Raw genomic sequence first — 19,133 nt, 5'->3', positions numbered from 1 at the left:
GGGCGGTGGTGGTGTGGGGCGGGCGGGGGGGGGGGGGGGGGGCCCGCGGGGGGCCGCCGCGGCCCCCCCCCCCCCACCCCGGGGGGCGGGGGGCCCCGCCGCCCACGGCCCCCACCGGCCCGCGGCCGACGAACCACCCGCGGCACCCCCTACGCGGGGAACCGCCGGTCGACCCATCTCCAGGTGACCTCCAGGAGGAGCGCCGCCGCCGTCGCGACACCCACGGCGGCCCACGGCATCGTCGTGCCCACCAGCTTCAGCGCGAAGAACTCCTGCAGCCACGGCACCACCAGCACGATCAGGAAGCCGAGCCCCATCGTCGCCACCAGCCCCACCCGCCACCACGTGTACGGGCGGGCCACGATCGCCAGTACCCACATGGCGATCAGGAACAGCGTCAGCGTCGCCGCGCTCGTCTCCGCGTCCAGCGCCCCCTCCCCGGTGTAGTGGTGCCGGGCGAGCAGGTACGTCGTGAACGTCGCCACCCCCGCCACGATCCCGCCCGGGATCGAGTACCGCATCACCCGGCGGACGAAGTGTGGTCTCGCCCGTTCCTTGTTGGGCGCCAGGGCCAGGAAGAACGCCGGCACCCCGATCGTCAGCGTCGACAGCAGCGTCAAGTGCCGGGGCAGGAACGGGTACTCGACCTGGAAGCACACCACGAGCACCGCGAGCAGCACGGAGTACACCGTCTTCACCAGGAACAGCGTCGCCACCCGCGTGATGTTCCCGATCACCCGGCGCCCCTCCGCGACCACCGACGGCAGCGTCGCGAAGCTGTTGTTGAGCAGCACGATCTGAGCGACCGCCTTGGTGGCCTCCGAACCCGAACCCATCGCCACACCGATGTCGGCGTCCTTCAGGGCGAGTACGTCGTTCACCCCGTCGCCGGTCATCGCCACGGTGTGGCCGTTCGACTGGAGCGCCCCCACCATGTCCCGCTTCTGCTGCGGGGTGACGCGCCCGAACACCGCACCCTCGTCGAGGGCCTTCGCCATCTCCGCCCGCTCGGCGGGCAGCCGGCGCGCGTCGACCGTGGCGTCGGCACCAGGCAGACCGAGCTTGGCGGCGACCGCACCGACCGAGACGGCGTTGTCGCCCGAGATCACCTTGGCGCGTACGTCCTGTTCCTCGAAGTACCGCAGCGTGTCGGCCGCGTCGGGCCGCAGCCGCTGCTCCAGGACGACGAGCGCGACGGGCCGTACGTCCTCGTGCACCCGCGGGTCGTCGAGATCCGCGACGGCCCGGGCGAGCAGCAGGACGCGCAGCCCCTGCTGGTTGAGCTGTTCCGTCTCGGCGAGCGCCGGGTCCTCGTCGGGCAGCAGCACGTCCGGGGCGCCGAGCAGCCACGTACGCGGCTCGCCGTCACCGTCGCCCTCCACGAAGGACGCCCCGCTGTACTTGCGCGCGGAGGAGAAGGGGAGCGCGGCCGCACGCCGCCAGTCCCCCTGGTCCGGATAGGCGCTGATGATGGCCTGGAGGGAGGCGTTCGGCCGGGGGTCGGAGGCACCGAGGGCGCCCAGCACGGTGCGTACGTACGACTCGTCGGTGTCACCCAGCGGACGCAGCTCGGTGACGTCCATGCCGCCCTCGGTGAGCGTGCCCGTCTTGTCGAGGCAGACCGTGTCGACGCGGGCGAGGCCCTCGATGGCCGGGAGTTCCTGGACGAGGCACTGTTTCCGGCCGAGCCGGATGACGCCTATCGCGAAGGCGACGGAGGTGAGCAGGACCAGGCCCTCCGGGACCATGGGCACGATGCCGCCCACGGCGCGGGCGATGGAGTCCTTGAAGTCGTTGTCCTTGCTGACGAGTTGGGTGATGGCCAGGCCCACGGCGGCCGGGACCAGCATCCAGGTCACGTACTTGAGGATCGTGGAGATACCGCTGCGCAGCTCGGAGTGGACGAGGGTGAAACGGCTGGCCTCCTCGGCCAGTTGCGCCGCGTACGCCTCGCGGCCCACCTTCGTCGCGGTGAACGCGCCGCCGCCCGCCACCACGAAGCTGCCCGACATGACCTGGTCGCCGGGCTGTTTGACGACCGGGTCGGCCTCGCCGGTGAGCAGCGACTCGTCGATCTCCAGGCCGTCGGCCTCGGCGCAGGTGCCGTCCACGACGATCTTGTCGCCGGGGCCGATCTCGATGAGGTCCCCGAGCACGATCTCCGAGGTGCCGATGGTGGTCGCGGTCCCGTCCCTGCGGACGGTGGGTCTCGCCTCGCCGATCACCGCGAGCGAGTCCAGGGTTCTCTTCGCGCGCAGTTCCTGGATGATGCCGATGCCGGTGTTCGCGAGGATCACGTACCCGAACAGGCTGTCCTGGAACGGCGCGACGAACATCATGATCAGCCAGAGCAGGCCGATGATCGCGTTGAACCGGGTGAAGATGTTCGCGCGGACGATGTCGGCGGTGGAGCGGCTGCTGCGCACGGGGACGTCGTTGACCTCGCCGCGGGCGACTCGCTCCGCCACCTCGGCGGTGGTGAGGCCCTTTGTCTGTGCCGCGCTTTCGGGGAGCGGGACGGGGTGCACGGGGTCGAGTTCGGCGCCCGCGTCGATGTGCGTCATGTCATCGACGGTACGGGGGGATGTGCGGCCGCACCCGACGAGTTCCGACGCCCACCAGAAAGATCCGCCCTGGGGAGGAGACGGGGTGATGCCGTGGGTGTATGTCGCGCGCCGTCGGGTGCGGGTGCGCTGACCGTCGGGTGCGGGCCGGTGGGGGCTTGTCGCGCAGTTCCCCGCGCCCCTGAAAAGCGGGGCTGCGCCCCACCCGGGCGTCAGCCCTTACCGGCGGCTCGTTCGATGGCCGCCTCACGACCTCGCGCATACCAGATGCCGAACAGCCCCAGCCCGGTTCCCACCAGGCACGTCCACAGCCGCCACAGATGCCCGCTGTCGTCGAGGCGCCCGTAGAACGGCAGCTGCGCCAGGAAGAGGACGAACCAGATGACCGTGCCACCCGTGACGGTGGCGACCACGGGACCCTCCAGCGGTTCCGGTGCCTCGTGTGCAGGTGTCCACTTCGCCATGGGGACAGCTTACGAGGATCCCGCAGGGATCTACGCGCGGAGATAGCGCCGTAGCCCCTATATGTTCATACTGAAACTGCCTGACTCTGGCCACTTTTACTCGTACGAAACTCCAAAAAGGTCCCCCCATGCCCACCTCGGCCCCCGCCAAGGCTCCCGCGCCCAAGGAGCCGGACCCCGCGTCCGCCCACGGCGCCCTCGACCGCTACTTCCGGATCTCCGAGCGCGGCAGCACCCTGCCGCGCGAGATCCGCGGCGGCTTCGCCACCTTCTTCGCGATGGCCTACATCATCGTGCTGAACCCGATCATCCTCGGCAGCGCGAAGGACATGTACGGGCACCAGCTCGACAACGGCCAACTGGTCACCGCGACCGCGCTGACCGCCGCCTTCACCACGCTCCTGATGGGCGTCATCGGCAACGTACCGATCGCGCTCGCGGCCGGCCTCGGCGTGAACACGGTCGTCGCGCTGCAGCTCGCGCCCCGGATGTCCTGGCCGGACGCGATGGGCATGGTCGTACTGGCCGGCTTCGTGGTCATGCTGCTGGTCGCCACCGGCCTGCGCGAGCGCGTGATGAACGCCGTGCCGCTCGGTCTGCGCAAGGGCATCGCGATCGGCATCGGCCTGTTCATCATGCTGATCGGCCTGGTCGACGCGGGCTTCGTCTCCCGCATCCCGGACATCGCGCAGACGACCGTGCCGCTGCAGCTCGGCGGCACCGGTCACCTCAACGGCTGGCCCGTCCTGGTCTTCGTCCTCGGCACCCTGCTCACGCTGGCGCTGATCGTGCGCAAGGTGCCGGGCGCCATCCTCATCTCGATCGTCGCGATGACGGTCGTCGCCGTGGTGATCAACGCCGTCGCCAAGGTGCCCTCCTGGGGCCTGACCACCCCGAAGTGGCCGGGCAACCCGGTCGCGAGCCCCGACTTCGGGCTGGTCGGCGAGGTCAGCCTGTTCGGCGGCTTCGGCAAGGTCGGCGTACTGACCGGCGTGCTCTTCGTCTTCACGGTCCTGCTGTCGTGCTTCTTCGACGCGATGGGCACGATCATGGGCATCGGCGACGAGGCGAAGCTGACCGACAAGGACGGCAACATGCCGGGCATCAACAAGGTGCTCTTCGTCGACGGCATCGCGGTCGCCGCGGGCGGCGCGACCTCCTCGTCCGCGACCACCTGTTTCGTGGAGTCCACGGCGGGCGTCGGCGAGGGGGCCCGCACCGGCTTCGCGAACGTCGTCACCGGCGCGCTCTTCGCGGTCGCGCTCTTCCTGACCCCGATCGCCACGATGGTCCCGTCGCAGGCCGCCACCCCGGCGCTGGTCGCGGTCGGCTTCCTGATCCTGTCCGGCTCGATCCGGCAGATCGACTGGGCCGACCACACCATCGCGATCCCGGCCTTCGTGACCATGATGATGATGCCGTTCACGTACTCGATCACGAACGGCATCGGCATGGGCTTCATCACGTTCGTCGTGCTGCGGCTGGCGGCCGGGCGCGCGCGGGAGGTGCCGGCCGCGATGTACGCCGTCTCGGCGGTCTTCGCCTTCTACTACCTCATGCCGGCCCTGGGCCTGACCTGACGGCCGGCCCGGTGACCCCGTGCCCGTCGGGGCAGACCCCGTACCCGTCGGGTCAGACCCCGTAGAACTTCTCCGTCTCCTCGACCGCGGTCTGGAACCGCTCGTCGAAGTCATCGCGAATGAGCGTCCGGACGACATAGTCCTGGACGCTCATTCCCCTTTTCGCCGCATGGCGCCGGAGCCGGTCGAGCAGCTCCCCGTCCATGCGCAGGCTGAGCACGCTGGTCCCCATGGGTACGAGGGTCGCGGCCCGGGAGTGTCGTGTGTCACTTTCCGCGGCTGTCTCACTCGTTCGGGTGATGTGAGCGGTGCGTGGCCCGAGTCACGGCCGGTTGTGCGGTGTCGAGGTGGTCCTTAGTTAGGGTAATGAGTTATTCTAAAGAACATGCCTGACCTGACCCATGGCGACGACGTTGCCGCCGTGAACTCCCTGCGCTCCGCCGTGATGCGTCTGTCCCGTCGACTCAAGCACCAGCGGGTCGACGAGTCACTGAGCCCGACCGAGATGTCGGTCCTGGGTACCCTCGCCCGCTGCGGCACGGCCACGCCGGGCGAGCTGGCCCGCAAGGAGCACGTGCAGCCGCCCTCGATGACCCGCATCGTGGCGCTCCTGGAGGCCAAGGGTCTGGTCCGCCTCGAACCCCACCCCGACGACCGCCGCCAGAAGGTGGTCACGCAGACCGAGCGCGCGGAAGCCATGCTCGACGAGAGCCGCCGCAAGCGGAACGCGTGGCTGGCCTCCCTCGTCGACAGCCTCGACGAGGAGGAGTGGGCCAAACTCCGCGAGGCCGCCCCGGTCCTGGAGAAGCTGGCGCATCTCTAGACCACCTGGGTACCCGGGGCACCTGCAAGGCGCATGTACCACCACGCACCACGCCGCAAGGAGGCGAACGCCGTTGAGTACGGGATCCGGAGCAGACTCCGCCCCCGCACCTGCCGCCCACAACTCCCCGTCCGACCCCAAGACCCGCTCCTCGATGTTCAGCTCGCTGAGGATCAGGAACTACCGGCTGTTCTTCACCGGCCAGGTCGTCTCCAACACCGGCACCTGGATGCAGCGCATCGCCCAGGACTGGCTGGTGCTGAGCCTCACCGGTTCCTCCGCCGCCGTCGGTTTCACGACGGCCCTGCAGTTCCTGCCGATGCTGCTCTTCGGCCTCTACGGCGGCGTCCTCGTCGACCGCCTGCCGAAGCGGCCGACGCTGCTCGCGACCCAGTCCGCGATGGGCCTCACCGGCCTCGCGCTCGCCTTCCTGACCCTCGGCGGACACGTCCAGGTCTGGCACGTCTACGTCGCCGCCTTCGCCGTCGGCCTCGCCACGGTGGTCGACAACCCGGCACGGCAGTCGTTCGTCGCCGAGATGGTCGGCCCCGGTCAGCTGCAGAACGCGGTCAGCCTCAACTCCGCGAACTTCCAGTCCGCCCGCCTGGTCGGACCCGCCGTCGCGGGCCTGCTCATCACCGGTGTGGGCACGGGCTGGGCGTTCCTGCTCAACGGACTGTCGTTCGTCGCGCCCATCGCCGGTCTGCTCCTCATGCGTTCCAGCGAGATCAACCAGGTCGAGCGCACCCCGCGCGGCAAGGGGCAGCTCCGCGAGGGCCTCCGGTACGTCGCAGGGCGGCCCGAACTGATCTGGCCGATCGTGCTCGTCGGCTTCATCGGCACCTTCGGCTTCAACTTCCCCGTCTGGCTCTCGGCCTACGCGGACGACGTCTTCCACGCCGGCGCGGGCTCGTACAGCCTGTTCAACACGCTGATGGCGGTGGGTTCGGTCGCGGGCGCGCTGCTCGCCGCCCGGCGCGGCACGGCCCGGCTGCGGGTACTGATCGCCGCCGCCCTCGCCTTCGGCGTCCTGGAGATCGTGGCCGCGCTGGTCCCGTCCTACTGGATCTTCGCCCTCCTCATGGTCCCCATCGGCATGGCGGGACTGACGGTCAACGTCACCGCCAACACCGCGGTCCAGATGGGCACCGACCCCGCCATGCGCGGCCGGGTCATGGCGCTGTTCATGATGGTCTTCATGGGCGGTACGCCGCTGGGGGCGCCCGTCGTCGGCTGGATCACGGACGCCTACGGCCCCCGGGCCGGCTTCGCCGTGGGCGGTGTCGTCTCGGCCCTGGCGGCGGTCACGGTCGGCCTGGTCCTGGTCCGGGTGGGCGGCCTGCGGCTGTCGGTCCGCTGGAACCACGGCCACCCGCACGTGCGGTTCGTACCGCGCGGGCGGGAGCGGGAGCTGGCGGCGGCCGCGTAGGCCGTCCCGGCGGGCGGGGCCGGCAGGGTGACCTCATGAGACTCTTCGCCGCCGTGCTGCCTCCGGCGGACGCCGTCGCCGAGCTGGGTTCGGCCGTGGGCGGGCTGCGGGAACGTCCCGGGGCCGAGCGGGGGCTGCGCTGGACGGACCCGTCCGGCTGGCACTTCACGGTCGCGTTCTACGGCGAGGTCGCCGAGGACGTCGTACCGGAGCTGTCCCGTCGGCTCGAACGGTCGGCCCGGCGGACCGGTCCCTTTCCGCTGTCGTTGCGCGGCGGGGGCCGGTTCGGGGGACGGGCGCTGTGGGTGGGCGCCGCGGGTGAGGTACGGACCCTGCGGTTGCTCGCCGAGCGGGCCGCGGCGGCGGGGCGCAGGGCGGGTGTGGTGCGGGAGGAGCACCGCGGGTACCGGGCGCATCTCACGCTGGCGCGCGCCTCGGGGGACGTGGACCTCACCCCGTACGTGGCGTCGCTCGACCGGTTCGCGGGGCGGACCTGGACCGTCGCCGACCTGTGCCTGGTACGGAGCCGGCTGCCCGCCTCGGGGGTGCCGGGGGAGCGGCCGCGGTACGAGGTGCTGCAGCGGTGGCCCCTCCGCGGGGGTGGCTGAGCGGCGCCGGTTACGCTCGGTGGGTGGACCCGAAGACGCGGAACCGGATCATGGCCGGTGTGCTGGTGCTGATGTTCGTCGTGGTGGCGTCGGCGGCGGCGCTCGGCAGGTGAGGGCTGCCAGGCCCGGGTGCGTTCCGTAGGCGGGCGCCCGCGGGTCCGTGGTGGCCGGGCGCGCAGTTCCCCGCGCGCCTTCAGGGCGCCCCTGCCGGGGCGCCCCCTCCCGGGCCTGGGGCCCGGGCTACCAGGCGAAGGCTTCCGGGGACGGGCCCGGGCCCGGGAAGATCTCGTCGAGGCCGGTCAGGACTTCCTCGCTCAGCTCCAGCTCCACGGCGCGCAGCGCCGAGTCCAGCTGCTGCGCGGTGCGCGGGCCGACGATCGGGCCCGTGACGCCGGGACGGGTGAGCAGCCAGGCCAGTGCGGCCTCGCCGGGCTCGATCCCGTGCTTGTCGAGCAGGTCCTCGTACGACTGGATCTGCGCGCGGCCCGCGGGGTCGGCGAGGGTGTCGGCGGCCCGGCCGCTCGCCCGGCGTCCGCCCTGGACCTCCTTCTTGATGACGCCGCCCAGCAGACCGCCGTGCAGCGGAGACCAGGGGATGACGCCGAGCCCGTACTCCTGCGCGGCGGGGATGACCTCCATCTCGGCGCGGCGTTCGGCGAGGTTGTAGAGGCACTGCTCGCTGACGAGGCCGATGGTGCCGCCCCGGCGCGCGGCGATCTCGTTGGCCTGGGCGATCTTGTAGCCGGGGAAGTTGGACGAACCGGCGTAGAGGATCTTGCCCTGCTGGACCAGGACGTCGATGGCCTGCCAGATCTCCTCGAACGGGGTGTCCCGGTCGATGTGGTGGAACTGGTAGACGTCGATGTAGTCCGTGCCCAGCCGCTTCAGGCTGGCCTCGACGGCCCGCCGGATGTTGAGTGCGGAGAGCTTGTCGTGGTTGGGCCAGGCGTCGCCGTCGGCGGCCATGTTGCCGTACACCTTGGTGGCGAGCACGACCTTGTCGCGCCGCTCGCCGCCCTTGGCGAACCAGCTGCCGACGATTTCCTCCGTACGGCCCTTGTTCTCGCCCCAGCCGTACACGTTGGCGGTGTCGAAGTAGTTGATGCCCGCGTCCAGCGCCGCGTCCATGATGGCGTGACTGTCGGCCTCGTCCGTCTGCGGCCCGAAGTTCATGGTCCCGAGGACGAGCCGGCTGACCTTGAGTCCTGTGCGTCCCAGCTGCGTGTACTTCATGGTTCACAGCCAACGTCCTGGAGTGCGCTCTAGGCAACACCCCCCGCCGGGGGGGCGCCGCCCGTGACGCCGTCAGGGGGTCTCGGCGGTGCGGTGGCCACCCAGGTCCCAGCCCTGGTGGAGTGCCTGTGCGAAGGCCGTCGCCAGTTTGTGTTCCCCGGAGGCGTTGGGGTGGGTGCCGTCGTACGTGTCGTGGCGGATGTCCCACGTGGCGGGGGTGGAGGCCAGGAGCAGCGGGGAGTTCGGCTCGGCCAGGTCCGCCGCCGTCTTGGCGAGGAGTTCGTTGAACAGGCCGATTTCGTGCGCGAAGGCCGCGTCCGTCTCGGCCCGGATGTTCGGGATCACCGGGAGGAGGGCCAGGGCGAGGCGGGGGTTCGCCGAACGGGCCCGCTCGACGAAGGTGCGGACGTTTCCGGCGGTCTGGGACGCGTTCGTGTAGAAGCCGAGGTCTATCAGGCCCAGCGAGACGAGGAGCACGTCGGCGCGGGACGCGCGCACCGCGTCGGCGATCAGCGGGCTCAGGTGGTACCAGCCTTCGCCCCAGCCGGCCAGGTGGGCGCGCGGGAAGGCGGGGTCCGGGTCGGCGTACTCGTACGAGTCGGCCGCGCCCGTCGCCTTGTCGTACAGAGTCTCCCTGGGGCCCACGAACTGGAACGGGCCCCCGTACGTCGCGCGCAGGTGCTGCCACAGCCGGTAGCGCCACGTGTGTTCGCCGGCGCTTCCGATCGTCATGGAGTCGCCGACGGGCATGAACCTGAGCATCCGCTCATGATGGACGATCACCGGTGCGGACGGGGTGTGAAGCCGGACACGCCCGCCGAACCGGCCGCGGTGATGGCAGGCTTGGGGCATGCGTCGCTCGTTCGTTCTCCTTGCCGGGGCCCTGCTCGCCGGGGCGCTCGCCGCGCCCGCCGTCGCCGACGGTTCCCCCGGTTCCGGCGGGTTCACGCTCGAGGATCCCCGGATCACCGAGTCCAGCGGCCTGGCCGCCTCCCGTGCCCACCCCGGCGTCTACTGGACCCACAACGACAGCGACGACGGCGCCTTCCTCTACGCCGTCGACGGCAGGAGCGGCAGGACGGTCGCCACGGTCACCCTCAGCGGGGTGGGCACCCCGAGGGACGTCGAAGCGATCTCCGTGGGGCCGGACGGCCACCTCTACGTCGGCGACATCGGCGACAACCTCGGCGGCACCTGGGACCACGTGTGGATCTACGAACTGCCCGAGCCGAAGCAGCTCAAGGACCAGACCGTCCGCGCCACGCAGTACGACGTGAAGTACGCGGACGGGGCCCGGGACGCCGAGGCGCTGATGGTGCACCCGAAGACCGGGCGGGTCTACATCGTCTCGAAGAACGAGGAGGGCGGCGGCCTGTACGAAGGGCCCGCCGAGCTGTCGGCCGCCCGCACCAACACGTTCGAGCGCGTCGGTGACATCGGCCTCTGGGTCACCGACGGCGCCTTCTCGCCCGACGGCGGACAGCTCGCCGTACGCGGCTACTTCGGCGGTGTCTCGTACGACTGGAACAACGGGAAGCCGAAGCGGCAGGGGCGGCTGAGCGTGCCGCTGCAGGGGCAGGGCGAGTCGATGACGTACACCCTTGACGGAGCCACCCTGCTGTACGGGAGCGAGGGGGCGGGGAGTTCCGTCGAGGCGAAGGACGCCCCGGGCGGGGACGGCAAGTCCTCGTCCGGCGGCGGCGGTTCGGCGGGCGGTGGCGACGGCGACGACGGTTCGGGCGGCGACTTCAGGATGGGCGCGATCGCCCTGGCCGCCGCGTTCGCCGTCGTCTACGGCCTCAAGCGGTTGTTCCGGCGGGGTTAGCCTCCGGCCGAGTCGGCCTCCGGCGGGCGGGGTTCTTCGCTGCGGGGTGGTGGGGGCTGGTCGCGCGGTTCCCCGCGCCCTTTCGGGGCGCTCACCCGGCCTCGGCGGCCGACCAGTGCGTCCAGGCCGTCCAGGATCCGCTGGAGTCCGAACTCGAAGTGGTCGAACTCCGGGCCGAAGGCGTCCTCGGAGAGCGCGGCCATCACCGGATAGCGGCCGCTGGCCATGACCTGCTCCAGGACCGGGTGCTGGGCGGCCCAGAACTCCGTGTCCGTCAGGCCGGTCCTGCGCTCGGCCTCCTTGGCGTACAGCTGCGTGCGGGCGGCACCGATGACGTACGAGTCGATCATGACGACCACCGAGATCAGCTCCGGGTCGCTCAGGCCCATCGGCTTGATGCGGGAGATCACCTTCTCCATGCCGTCGATGGCGCTGGGCCCGAGCACCGGGCGTGACTGGTTGGCCCTCAGCAGCCACGGGTGGCGCTGGTACAGGGCGAGGCTCTCGCGACCGAGGGTTTCCAGGGCCGAGCGCCAGTCGTCGCCGTGGACGGACGGATCCCCGTCGGTGCGCTGGACGCGGTCCAGCATCAGGTCGAGCAGCTCACCCTTGCCGGGGACGTACCGGTACAGGGACATCGTGCCGGCGCCCAGCTCCGTCGACAGCCGGCGCATCGAGACCGCCTCCAGGCCCTCCTCGTCCGCGACCCGGACGGCGGCTTCCACGATCCGGTCGAGGGTGAGGCCGGGCTTGGGCCCGCGGCTGGGCCGCGGGCCCAGGTCCCACAGCAGGTGAAGCGTGCGGACGATGTCTCCGCTGCCGCTGGTGTCCATACCGCCCGAGCCGCTTGTCATGGACCTCAGAATAATCCCCTGGACCAAAACTGAGTACGGCGTACTCTGAAAAGGGTACGGTGTACTCAGTTTGCAGGCCGTGATGGCGGCAGGGGTGGAGGAGTGCTGTGAGCGTGGACGGTTACGCGGTGCGGGCCGAGGGGCTCGAGAAGAGGTACGGGGAGAAGCGCGCCCTCGACGGGTTCGACCTGGCCGTGCGGGAGGGCACGGTGCACGGGCTGCTCGGACCGAACGGCGCGGGCAAGACCACCGCCGTCCGGATCCTGTCCACACTGGTCAAGCTGGACGGGGGGACCGCGCGGGTGGCCGGCCTCGACGTGGCCTCGCGACCCCGGGAGGTGCGGGCGCGGATCGGGCTCACCGGTCAGTACGCGGCGGTCGACGAGGTGCTCACCGGCCGGCAGAACCTGGAGATGTTCGGGCGGCTGTTCCACCTGGGCGGACGCCGGGCGCGGCTGCGGGCGGCGGAACTGCTGGAGCAGTTCGACCTGACCGAGGCCGCCGGCAAGGGGGTCGGCCAGTACAGCGGCGGCATGCGGCGGCGCCTCGACCTCGCCGCGTCGATGATCCTCACCCCGACCGTGCTGTTCCTGGACGAGCCCACGACCGGGCTCGACCCCCGTGGCAGGGGCGAGGTGTGGGACTCCGTACGGGCGTTGGTGACCCAGGGCACCACCGTGCTGCTGACCACGCAGTATCTGGAGGAGGCCGACAAGCTCGCCTCGCACATCACCGTGATCGACCAGGGGCGGGCCATCGCGGACGACACGCCGGACGGGCTGAAGAACACGGTGGGCGGCGACCGCATCGAGGTCGTCGTCGCCGAACGGGCCGACATCGCGCGGGCGGTGAAGGTCGTCGCCCGGGTCTCGGACGGCGAACCGGAGTCGGACGAGGCCGAGTTGCGGGTGCACGCGCCCGTGACCGACCGGGTCGCCGCGCTCACCGAGGTGGCGCGGACGCTGCAGGACGAGGGGGTGCGGGTGGAGGACATCGGACTGCGCAGGCCCAGCCTGGACGACGTCTTCCTGCGCCTGACCGGCCACCGTACGGCCGACCAGAAGGACACGGCACACGGGAAGGAGGTCGCGGCATGAGCGGGACGATCGAGGTGACCGCGGCGAGCGGCTCCGGCGGCCCCGCCGGCCCGGGTGACGCGAGCGGTCCGGCCGAGCGCGGGCGTACGTACTGGGTGCTCTCCGACTGCTGGAACATCGTCCGCCGCGGACTCACCCACTACCAGCGCCAACCCATCAACATAGCCTGGCAGTTGGGATTCCCGATCCTGTCCGTGCTGCTGTACGGATATGTCTTCGGCAGTGCGATGAAGGTCCCGGGCGGAGGTGACTACCGGGACTTCCTGATGCCGGGCATGTTCGTGATGACGATGGCCTTCGGTTTCATCAACACGGCGACGCTCGTCGTGTACGACTCGACGAAGGGGGTCATCGACCGTTTCCGCTCCATGCCGATGTCGCCGTCCGCCGTGGTCGCCGGGCGCGGGGTCACCGATCTCATCGTGGCCTGCGCGGAGTTGACGATCCTGATGCTCACCGCGCTGGCCATGGGCTGGCGGCCGGACGGCTTCCTCGGCTTCCTGGGCGCGTTCGGGCTGCTCCTGTGGCTGCGGTTCGCACTGATCTGGCTCGGGGTGTGGCTCGGCCTGCTCGTGCCCAACCCGGAGGCGGCGGGCGGCCTGTTCGCGGTCGCGTTCCCGCTCACGATGATCTCCAGCATCTTCGTCGCACCGCAGCTGATGCCGGACTGGCTGGGCTTCGTGGCGGCCTGGAACCCGATCTCGTCGACGGCGGCGGCCACCCGCGAACTGTTCGGCACACCGGTGGGCGGCGGCGACACCTGGATCGAGCAGCACGCGCTGCTCATGGCGGGCGTCTGGCCACTGATCCTCACCCTGCTCTTCGTCCCGCCGGCGGTCCGGCGGTTCCAGAAGCTCAGCCGCTAGCCGCTGAAAAGGGCGCCCGGTGGGTCACCGGGCGCCCGTCTCGTCGTACGGAGAAGGCCAGAGCCTCCGCGGAAGGCCAAAGCCTCCGCAGGAGATCAGAGCTTCTCGATCACGTAGTCCACGCACTTCGTGAGGGCCTCGACGTCCGCCGGGTCGACCGCCGGGAACATCGCCACACGGAGCTGGTTGCGGCCGAGCTTGCGGTAGGGCTCGGTGTCGACGATGCCGTTGGCGCGCAGGACCTTGGCGACGGCGGCCGCGTCCACGTCGTCCGTGAAGTCGATCGTGCCGATGACCTGGGACCGCTTCGCCGGGTCGGTGACGAACGGGTTCGCGTACTTGACGTCCTCGGCCCAGCCGTAGAGCGTGCGCGAGGAGGCCGCCGTGCGGCGGACCGCCCAGTCCAGGCCGCCCTGGCCGTTGAGCCACTCCAGCTGGTAGTTCAGCAGGAACAGCGTGGCGAGGGCCGGGGTGTTGTACGTCTGGTTCTTGCGGGAGTTGTCGATCGCCGTGGGAAGCGAGAAGAACTCCGGGATGTGCCGGCCGCTCGCGTGGATGCGCTCGGCGCGCTCGACGGCGGCCGGGGAGAAGACGCCGATCCACAGGCCGCCGTCCGCCGCGAACGACTTCTGCGGGGCGAAGTAGTAGACGTCCGTCTCGGTGATGTCGACCGGGAGGCCGCCCGCGCCGCTCGTGGCGTCCACGAGGACGAGCGCGCCCTCGTCGGCGTTCGCGACCCGCTTGACGGGGGCGGCGACACCGGTGGAGGTCTCGTTGTGGGTGAGGCCGTAGACGTCCACGCCCGACTGGGCCACCGGCTCCGGGTGCGTGCCCGGCTCGGAGGTGATGACGTCCGGGTCGGCCAGCCAGGGCGCCAGCTTGGCCGCCTTCGCGAACTTCGACGAGAACTCGCCGAACGTGAGGTGCTGTGACCTGTTCTCGATGAGGCCGTGGGTGGCCACGTCCCAGAACGCGGTGCTGCCGCCGTTGCCGAGGACGACCTCGTATCCCTCGGGGAGCTGGAAGAGGTCGCTCACACCCTGGCGGACCTTCCCCACGAGGTTCTTCACCGGGGCCTGGCGGTGGGACGTGCCCATCAGGGACGTGCCGGTTTCGGCGAGCGCGGTGAGCGACTCCGTACGCACCTTGGAGGGGCCCGCGCCGAAACGGCCGTCGGCGGGCTTGAGGTCAGCGGGGATCTGGATATCAGCCACAACGGGAGCGTAGCCGTTTCCGCAAACGCGGGTGAAACGTCGTCCGTCGGATGAGACGGGGGGTTGACGCCGGGCGTTTCTCGCCCCCGCCGCCCCTACCCTCCCCCACTCTCGGCTTCGCTCGAGCGGGGGGACCCCCATCGTCCCTGGGGGCTGCGCCCCCAGACCCCCCTGTCGCGCTGCGCGCTCCCGCGCAGTTCCCCGCGCCCCCTAGGTACCTAGGGGCGGCGGGGGCGACCTCGGCGTCAGCCGTGGGGGGACGTCGGGGTGAAACGGACCGGGAGACGGGTCAGGCTGCCCAGCCAGGGGGACCGGCGGCGGGTCAGGGCGGTCGGGGGGACCGCCAGGTCCAGGTCGGGGAGGCGGTCCAGGACCACCTCGATCGCCGTGCGGGCCACGACCTCGGCGATCTCCTGCGCGGGGAACGGACACCGGTGCTCCCCGTGCCCGAAGGCGAAGTGCGCGCTGTTCCCACCGGACAGAGCGGAACCATGCGTCCGCACCTGCGGGTCGTGGTTCGCGGCCTGGATACCGAGCAGCAGCAGATCCCCGGCGCGGATGGCGCGCCCGCCGAGCCGGGCGTCGCGGGACGCCCACCGCCCGGCCACGTTCTGCGCGGGCGTGTCCTCCCACAGGACCTCGTTCATGGCCTCGGCGACACTGCGCCGCCCCCCGAACAGGGAGGCCGCGAAACGGACGTCCGTCAGCATCAGCCGCAGCGAGTTGCCGATCCAGCCGGCGGTCGGCTGCTGACCCGCGGTCATCATGACGATCAGGTCCTGGGCGATCTCCTCGTGGGTCAGGGCCAGGCCCCCCGCCGTACGGCCGGAGGCCAGCATGCGGCTGACCACGTCGTCCGCGGGCCGTGCCGCCCGGTCCGCCACCAGCCGTGCCATGGAGGCCGCCACGTGCAGCGACCCCGCGACGGCGTCCTCGCCGCCGTCGACCATGTCGGACAGGGCGGCGACGAGGCCCGGACCCTGCTCGTCGGCGAATCCGTAGAGGGTGGCGAGGACACGTACGGGAAGCAGGTCCGCGTAGTGCGCGACGAGGTCGGCCGCCCCCTCGGCGCACACCGCGTCGATCAGCTCGTCGGCGTACCGCTCCGTGTGGGAGCGCAGCTCGAAGGGGTCGACGGCTTCGAGGGCGCCGGTGATCACCGCCACGCGCGCGCGATGGTGTTCGCCGACGGTGTGCAGGACGGAGGAGTGCCCCCGGCCGATCATCGGCAGCATCGGCCAGCCGTCGGGGACGCGGTCCCACTGGTTCCAGAGCCCGGAGTCGCGGCTGAACAGCGCGGGGTCACCGGTGACCTGGTGCAGCTCGCGGTAGCCGAGGACGAGCCACGCCGGGATGTCCGCGTCGAGCAGCACCGGTGCCACGGCGCCGTACTCGCGCCGCAACTCCCGGTACAGTGCGGCGGGTTCGGACCGGAACCGGGGCCCGCCGAGGGACACGGGGTCGTGGTTCACCGGCCCGGCTCCGGGGCGGACGCGGCCGGGGCGGCGCCCGGGACGGCGTCAGAGGTTGCGGAGTCCAACGAGCACCTGTTCCAGGAGGTGGGAATCGGGGCGGCCGCCGAGCGCGGCCCTGCGGGGGTGGCGGGCGCTGACCCGGCCCTCGGCGAGCAGGTCGGAGAGCAGGATCTTCGTGATGGTGACCGGCAGCCGCAGCTCGGCGGCGATCTCCGCGACGGCGGTGGGCCGCCCGGTGAGGCGCAGGATCGCCGCGTGTTCCGACTGCATGCCCGGCACCGGATCGCCCTCGGCGACGACCAGCGTCAGCAGGTCGAAGGGGGTGCCGGGAGCGGACCGGGTGCGGCCCTGGGTGAGGGTGTAGAGCCGGTCGGGCGCGTCGTCCCTGCCCGGCCGGCTCATGGCGTACGTGGTGGCGCGCTCAGGTGTTCGCCGAGCTGTTCCACGAGCCGGCCCATGTTGTGTCCGACGAGCCCGGCGTCCGCCTCCTCGGCCGTGACCACCGCCAGGTGCGCGCCCTCGCCCGCCTCGACGATGAAGAGGATCCCGCCGTAGAACTCGGTCATCGCCGTCCGGACGCCCCCGGTGCCGTCCCCGAACTGCAGGGAGGCCCCGTGGGACAGCGACTGGATGCCGGCGGCGATCGCGGCGAGCTGGTCGGCCTGGTCGACGGAGAGCTCCGCTGTACGACACAGCTTGAGCCCGTCCCGGGAGAGCACGAGCGCGTGCCGGGCGCCCGGAGTGCCCGCCAGCAGCCCCTGGACGAGCCAGGCGAGCTTTCCCTCGGTGGCCGGGGTCACCGCGGTGGCCTTGGTCGTCGACATGTTCGAGGTGATGCCGGTGAGGCCGGCGGGGAGGACGGTCATGACGTGGGGTCGCCTTCCGGGTGTGGGGTGGCAGGGCTCGCGGGGGCCTGCACGGGCTCGTCAGCCGCGGGGCGGCGCACGGCCTGGCGGAAGCTGTTGAAACGGGTGGCACGGCTCATCACGTCGTCGGGGCTGGGGTGGGACGTCTCCTCCTCGGCGGCGGGTGCCCGGGTCCAGGCGGCCTCGACCTCCGCGGCGGCCTCGGCCTCGGCGAGGGTGCGGCCGCGGTGGCGCCGCGGGAGGAGCTCGGCGGGCTCGCCGGCCGGCTCGGCCGAGGGCTCGGTGACGGGCCGGGGGTGGGGCGGGGGCCGGAAACCGTGGGCCGGGACCGGCTCCGGGTCCAGGTCGGGCAGGGCATGGGAGGCGGCGTACGACGCCGGTGCCGACCCGGACCAGGGGGACGGCTCCTCCTCCAGGTCGGACCAGGGCGAGTTCGCCGGACCGGACCGGTGGGAGTGCTGCGGGTCGGACCACGGTCCGGGAAGCGGGCCGGGGAAGGGCGACGCGGACTCCCGTACCGGCGAGTCCGGGCCGGCGGCCAGGTCCGGGCCCGGGTACGGGGTCTGCGCCGGAGGCGGAGGCGCAGACGCAGAGGTGGACGACATCGAGGGCGAGGATGACGGCGAGGGTGGTGGCGGGGACGGCGTCCGGGCGGGCCCGTGGTGCGCCCCACGGCCCGGGCCCTGTGCCGAGCCCTGTCCTGAGTCCTGTTCCGGGCTCTGTCCCGGGCTCTGCGCGGGGTTCGCGAGGATGTCCTGCGGGATGAGGAGCAGGGCGCCCGTGCCGCCGCGCGCGGAAGGGCGGAAGGAGACCGTCAGTCCGTACTTGCGGGCCAGCCGGCCGACGACCGTGAGGCCGAGCCGGGTGCCGGCGAGGCCGCCGACATCCGTCTCCGCGCCGGACACGGCCCGTTCGGCGCGCCGCAGCTGGGCCTCGCCCATCACCAGGCCGCTGTCCTCCACGGAGACGATGACCCCGGCGGGGACCTCCTCCACATAGACGTGCACCTCGGCTGTCGGAGGCGAGAAGTTCGCGGCGTTGTCGAGGAGTTCGGCGAGGGCGTGCATCACGCCCTCGGCGGCGTGCCCGGCCACCGCGGCCTCGCTCGCGGAGTGGATGCGTACGCGCTGGTACGCGCTGATGCGGCCCATCGCGCCGCGCAGGACCGACTCCATGACGATGGGCCGTGCCCAGCGCCGGCCCGAGCGCGCGCCGGTGAGGACGGCGACGGAGTCGGCGAGGCGGCCCGCCTGGGCGGTGCGGTGGTCCAGGTGGAGGAGGTCGGCGAGTACGTCCTCGTCGGCGTGCCGTTCCTCCATGGCGCGCAGATCGGCCAGCATGCTCGTGGCGAGGGCCTGGAGGCGGCCGGCCGTGTGGGCGGCGGCCGAGACGGCGGTGTCGCGGTCGGTCCGGACCTGCCGCAGCTCCTCGGTGACGCGCGCGTTCTCGGCGCCGAGGCGGGTGCGCTCGCGGTCGAGTTCGGCGGCGAGGCGGACCTTCTGGTGGGCGTTCTGCTCGGCGAGCCGCGCGCGGTCGCGGGTGAACTCGTCGGTGAGGCGGGCGCGTTCCCGGGCGGACTCCTCCGTGAGGGCGGCCTTCTCCTGGAGTAATCGGCCGGCGTCCTGGGAGACCGCTTCGAGGCGGCGGAGGAGTAATCGGGAGGTCTGGGCCGCATGGGCGGCCGCCGCGACGGCCGCGCAGAGCAGGAGGGCCGCGGCGCCCAGACCCCAGCCGAGGGGCACGCGCGCCTGGTCGGGAGCCAGGGCGACCGCGGCTCCCACGCCGCACGCGGCCGGTACGGCGGTGAGGAGTGGAGCGACCGCGACGGCGCGCAGGCGGGGGCGTGCGCTGCCGGGTTGTGCGAGGGACGGCCGATCGTTTGTGGGGCGCGCTTGCGAGGTGGGCGCGGTCATGAATCGTGTCCTCGGTCGTGTCCTGGGCGGGATGCGACACCTGGTGCTCAACTGGCGGTCACTATATGGGACTTCGTGATCGGAACGAGCAGGTTCCGGCGCACTCTCACAATTCGTCCGCGAATCGGAAAGTAGCCGCCCCGGCGTGCAATGGGGCGCACGCAACGACCAGACCACGACAGCCCCGGCCCGGCCCCCGCCGGGGGCGCGGGGAACGGCGCGCTCAGCCACGTGCGGCCGGCGGCCGAAGTCCGGCGGCCAGATCCTGGCTCTCCGTCGAGGGGTCTGCCCTCGACGCACGGCTCGGGCCCGGTCCCCGTCA

Annotated in this window: 18 protein-coding genes; 7 read left to right on the top strand and 11 right to left on the bottom strand. The window is 71.8% G+C overall.

The features are described 5' to 3' along the window. Window positions 1-149 precede the first annotated feature (149 nt). Together ACFYXC_RS30140 and ACFYXC_RS30135 are read right to left on the bottom strand one after the other, a co-directional pair. On the bottom strand, window positions 150-2,564 hold the full coding sequence (locus ACFYXC_RS30140) for an HAD-IC family P-type ATPase (RefSeq protein ID WP_389555143.1): 2,415 nt from the start codon (window positions 2,562-2,564) through the stop codon (window positions 150-152). Window positions 2,565-2,776: 212 nt separating this feature from the next. Beyond that, window positions 2,777-3,028 carry a DUF2530 domain-containing protein gene (locus ACFYXC_RS30135; protein WP_389555141.1) on the bottom strand — a complete coding sequence of 84 codons (252 nt, stop codon included), beginning with the start codon at window positions 3,026-3,028 and terminating at the stop codon, window positions 2,777-2,779. A 128-nt stretch (window positions 3,029-3,156) separates the two neighbouring features. Here ACFYXC_RS30135 and ACFYXC_RS30130 point away from each other — a divergent pair, with 128 nt between their 5' ends. Next, the gene (locus ACFYXC_RS30130) at window positions 3,157-4,608 is read left to right on the top strand and encodes an NCS2 family permease (RefSeq protein ID WP_388913149.1); all 1,452 of its coding nucleotides are present in this window, start codon (window positions 3,157-3,159) and stop codon (window positions 4,606-4,608) included. A 52-nt stretch (window positions 4,609-4,660) separates the two neighbouring features. On the opposite strand, the gene ACFYXC_RS30125 is transcribed toward ACFYXC_RS30130, so the two are convergent. Beyond that, window positions 4,661-4,840: a ribbon-helix-helix protein, CopG family gene (locus ACFYXC_RS30125; protein ID WP_388913152.1), complete on the bottom strand. Its 180-nt coding sequence runs from the start codon at window positions 4,838-4,840 to the stop codon at window positions 4,661-4,663. Between the two features lie 153 nt (window positions 4,841-4,993). Between ACFYXC_RS30125 and ACFYXC_RS30120 the strand changes: the two genes are divergently transcribed. The 3 genes from ACFYXC_RS30120 to thpR all read left to right on the top strand — a co-directional run bounded on the left by ACFYXC_RS30120 (window position 4,994) and on the right by thpR (window position 7,468). Then, window positions 4,994-5,431 (top strand): MarR family winged helix-turn-helix transcriptional regulator, encoded by a 438-nt coding sequence (locus tag ACFYXC_RS30120; protein ID WP_388913155.1) that lies wholly within the window; start codon window positions 4,994-4,996, stop codon window positions 5,429-5,431. Window positions 5,432-5,504: 73 nt separating this feature from the next. Next, window positions 5,505-6,860, top strand: a complete 1,356-nt coding sequence (locus tag ACFYXC_RS30115) for an MFS transporter (RefSeq protein WP_388913158.1) — start codon at window positions 5,505-5,507, stop codon at window positions 6,858-6,860. 35 nt (window positions 6,861-6,895) lie between these two features. Beyond that, on the top strand, window positions 6,896-7,468 hold the full coding sequence (gene thpR, locus ACFYXC_RS30110; protein WP_389555138.1) for an RNA 2',3'-cyclic phosphodiesterase: 573 nt from the start codon (window positions 6,896-6,898) through the stop codon (window positions 7,466-7,468). A gap of 240 nt (window positions 7,469-7,708) precedes the next feature. Here the strand turns inward: thpR and ACFYXC_RS30105 are convergent, their stop codons facing one another. After that, on the bottom strand, window positions 7,709-8,701 hold the full coding sequence (locus ACFYXC_RS30105; protein WP_389555136.1) for an aldo/keto reductase: 993 nt from the start codon (window positions 8,699-8,701) through the stop codon (window positions 7,709-7,711). 72 nt (window positions 8,702-8,773) lie between these two features. Then, the gene (locus tag ACFYXC_RS30100) at window positions 8,774-9,463 is read right to left on the bottom strand and encodes a GDSL-type esterase/lipase family protein (protein ID WP_388913167.1); all 690 of its coding nucleotides are present in this window, start codon (window positions 9,461-9,463) and stop codon (window positions 8,774-8,776) included. 88 nt (window positions 9,464-9,551) lie between these two features. Between ACFYXC_RS30100 and ACFYXC_RS30095 the strand changes: the two genes are divergently transcribed. Then, window positions 9,552-10,526, top strand: coding sequence for a WD40 repeat domain-containing protein (locus tag ACFYXC_RS30095; protein WP_389555134.1), 975 nt, complete (start codon window positions 9,552-9,554; stop codon window positions 10,524-10,526). Here the strand turns inward: ACFYXC_RS30095 and ACFYXC_RS30090 are convergent. After that, the gene (locus tag ACFYXC_RS30090) at window positions 10,523-11,380 is read right to left on the bottom strand and encodes a TetR/AcrR family transcriptional regulator (protein ID WP_389555132.1); all 858 of its coding nucleotides are present in this window, start codon (window positions 11,378-11,380) and stop codon (window positions 10,523-10,525) included. The two genes, ACFYXC_RS30095 and ACFYXC_RS30090, sit on opposite strands and share 4 nt — an antisense overlap. A gap of 113 nt (window positions 11,381-11,493) precedes the next feature. Between ACFYXC_RS30090 and ACFYXC_RS30085 the strand changes: the two genes are divergently transcribed. Both ACFYXC_RS30085 and ACFYXC_RS30080 read left to right on the top strand, forming a co-directional pair. Next, a complete protein-coding gene (locus ACFYXC_RS30085; RefSeq protein WP_389555271.1) occupies window positions 11,494-12,477 on the top strand; it encodes an ATP-binding cassette domain-containing protein in 984 nt (327 codons plus the stop codon). Next, window positions 12,474-13,343: an ABC transporter permease gene (locus tag ACFYXC_RS30080; protein ID WP_389555130.1), complete on the top strand. Its 870-nt coding sequence runs from the start codon at window positions 12,474-12,476 to the stop codon at window positions 13,341-13,343. Before ACFYXC_RS30085 ends, ACFYXC_RS30080 begins: the two co-directional genes overlap by 4 nt. 95 nt (window positions 13,344-13,438) lie before the next feature. Here the strand turns inward: ACFYXC_RS30080 and serC are convergent, their stop codons facing one another. From serC to ACFYXC_RS30055, 5 genes are all read right to left on the bottom strand, one after another. Next, window positions 13,439-14,557: a phosphoserine transaminase gene (gene serC / locus ACFYXC_RS30075; protein WP_389555128.1), complete on the bottom strand. Its 1,119-nt coding sequence runs from the start codon at window positions 14,555-14,557 to the stop codon at window positions 13,439-13,441. 245 nt (window positions 14,558-14,802) lie between these two features. Next, the gene (locus tag ACFYXC_RS30070; protein WP_389555126.1) at window positions 14,803-16,029 is read right to left on the bottom strand and encodes a cytochrome P450; all 1,227 of its coding nucleotides are present in this window, start codon (window positions 16,027-16,029) and stop codon (window positions 14,803-14,805) included. Between the two features lie 48 nt (window positions 16,030-16,077). Next, window positions 16,078-16,434 carry a DUF742 domain-containing protein gene (locus ACFYXC_RS30065; RefSeq protein WP_389555124.1) on the bottom strand — a complete coding sequence of 119 codons (357 nt, stop codon included), beginning with the start codon at window positions 16,432-16,434 and terminating at the stop codon, window positions 16,078-16,080. Continuing rightward, window positions 16,431-16,856: a roadblock/LC7 domain-containing protein gene (locus ACFYXC_RS30060; protein ID WP_388913559.1), complete on the bottom strand. Its 426-nt coding sequence runs from the start codon at window positions 16,854-16,856 to the stop codon at window positions 16,431-16,433. The genes ACFYXC_RS30065 and ACFYXC_RS30060 overlap by 4 nt, the downstream gene beginning before the upstream one ends. A 38-nt stretch (window positions 16,857-16,894) precedes the next feature. Beyond that, on the bottom strand, window positions 16,895-18,811 hold the full coding sequence (locus ACFYXC_RS30055) for an ATP-binding protein (RefSeq protein ID WP_389555122.1): 1,917 nt from the start codon (window positions 18,809-18,811) through the stop codon (window positions 16,895-16,897). Between the last annotated feature and the right edge of the window lie 322 nt (window positions 18,812-19,133).

The organism is Streptomyces sp. NPDC002701, assembly GCF_042889045.1.
Lineage (GTDB): Bacteria > Actinomycetota > Actinomycetes > Streptomycetales > Streptomycetaceae > Streptomyces.
This window is presented reverse-complemented; position numbering and strand designations above follow the sequence as displayed.

Excerpts from the sequence above, each read along its gene's own strand:
- ACFYXC_RS30140 (WP_389555143.1), bottom strand. The coding sequence starts at position 2,564 with ATGACGCACATCGACGCGGGCGCCGAACTCGACCCCGTGCACCCCGTC.
- ACFYXC_RS30135 (WP_389555141.1), bottom strand. The coding sequence starts at position 3,028 with ATGGCGAAGTGGACACCTGCACACGAGGCACCGGAACCGCTGGAGGGT.
- ACFYXC_RS30130 (WP_388913149.1), top strand. The coding sequence starts at position 3,157 with ATGCCCACCTCGGCCCCCGCCAAGGCTCCCGCGCCCAAGGAGCCGGAC.
- ACFYXC_RS30125 (WP_388913152.1), bottom strand. The coding sequence starts at position 4,840 with ATGGGGACCAGCGTGCTCAGCCTGCGCATGGACGGGGAGCTGCTCGAC.
- ACFYXC_RS30120 (WP_388913155.1), top strand. The coding sequence starts at position 4,994 with ATGCCTGACCTGACCCATGGCGACGACGTTGCCGCCGTGAACTCCCTG.
- thpR (WP_389555138.1), top strand. The coding sequence starts at position 6,896 with ATGAGACTCTTCGCCGCCGTGCTGCCTCCGGCGGACGCCGTCGCCGAG.
- ACFYXC_RS30105 (WP_389555136.1), bottom strand. The coding sequence starts at position 8,701 with ATGAAGTACACGCAGCTGGGACGCACAGGACTCAAGGTCAGCCGGCTC.
- ACFYXC_RS30100 (WP_388913167.1), bottom strand. The coding sequence starts at position 9,463 with ATGCTCAGGTTCATGCCCGTCGGCGACTCCATGACGATCGGAAGCGCC.
- ACFYXC_RS30095 (WP_389555134.1), top strand. The coding sequence starts at position 9,552 with ATGCGTCGCTCGTTCGTTCTCCTTGCCGGGGCCCTGCTCGCCGGGGCG.
- ACFYXC_RS30090 (WP_389555132.1), bottom strand. The coding sequence starts at position 11,380 with ATGACAAGCGGCTCGGGCGGTATGGACACCAGCGGCAGCGGAGACATC.
- ACFYXC_RS30080 (WP_389555130.1), top strand. The coding sequence starts at position 12,474 with ATGAGCGGGACGATCGAGGTGACCGCGGCGAGCGGCTCCGGCGGCCCC.
- ACFYXC_RS30065 (WP_389555124.1), bottom strand. The coding sequence starts at position 16,434 with ATGAGCCGGCCGGGCAGGGACGACGCGCCCGACCGGCTCTACACCCTC.
- ACFYXC_RS30060 (WP_388913559.1), bottom strand. The coding sequence starts at position 16,856 with ATGTCGACGACCAAGGCCACCGCGGTGACCCCGGCCACCGAGGGAAAG.
- ACFYXC_RS30055 (WP_389555122.1), bottom strand. The coding sequence starts at position 18,811 with ATGACCGCGCCCACCTCGCAAGCGCGCCCCACAAACGATCGGCCGTCC.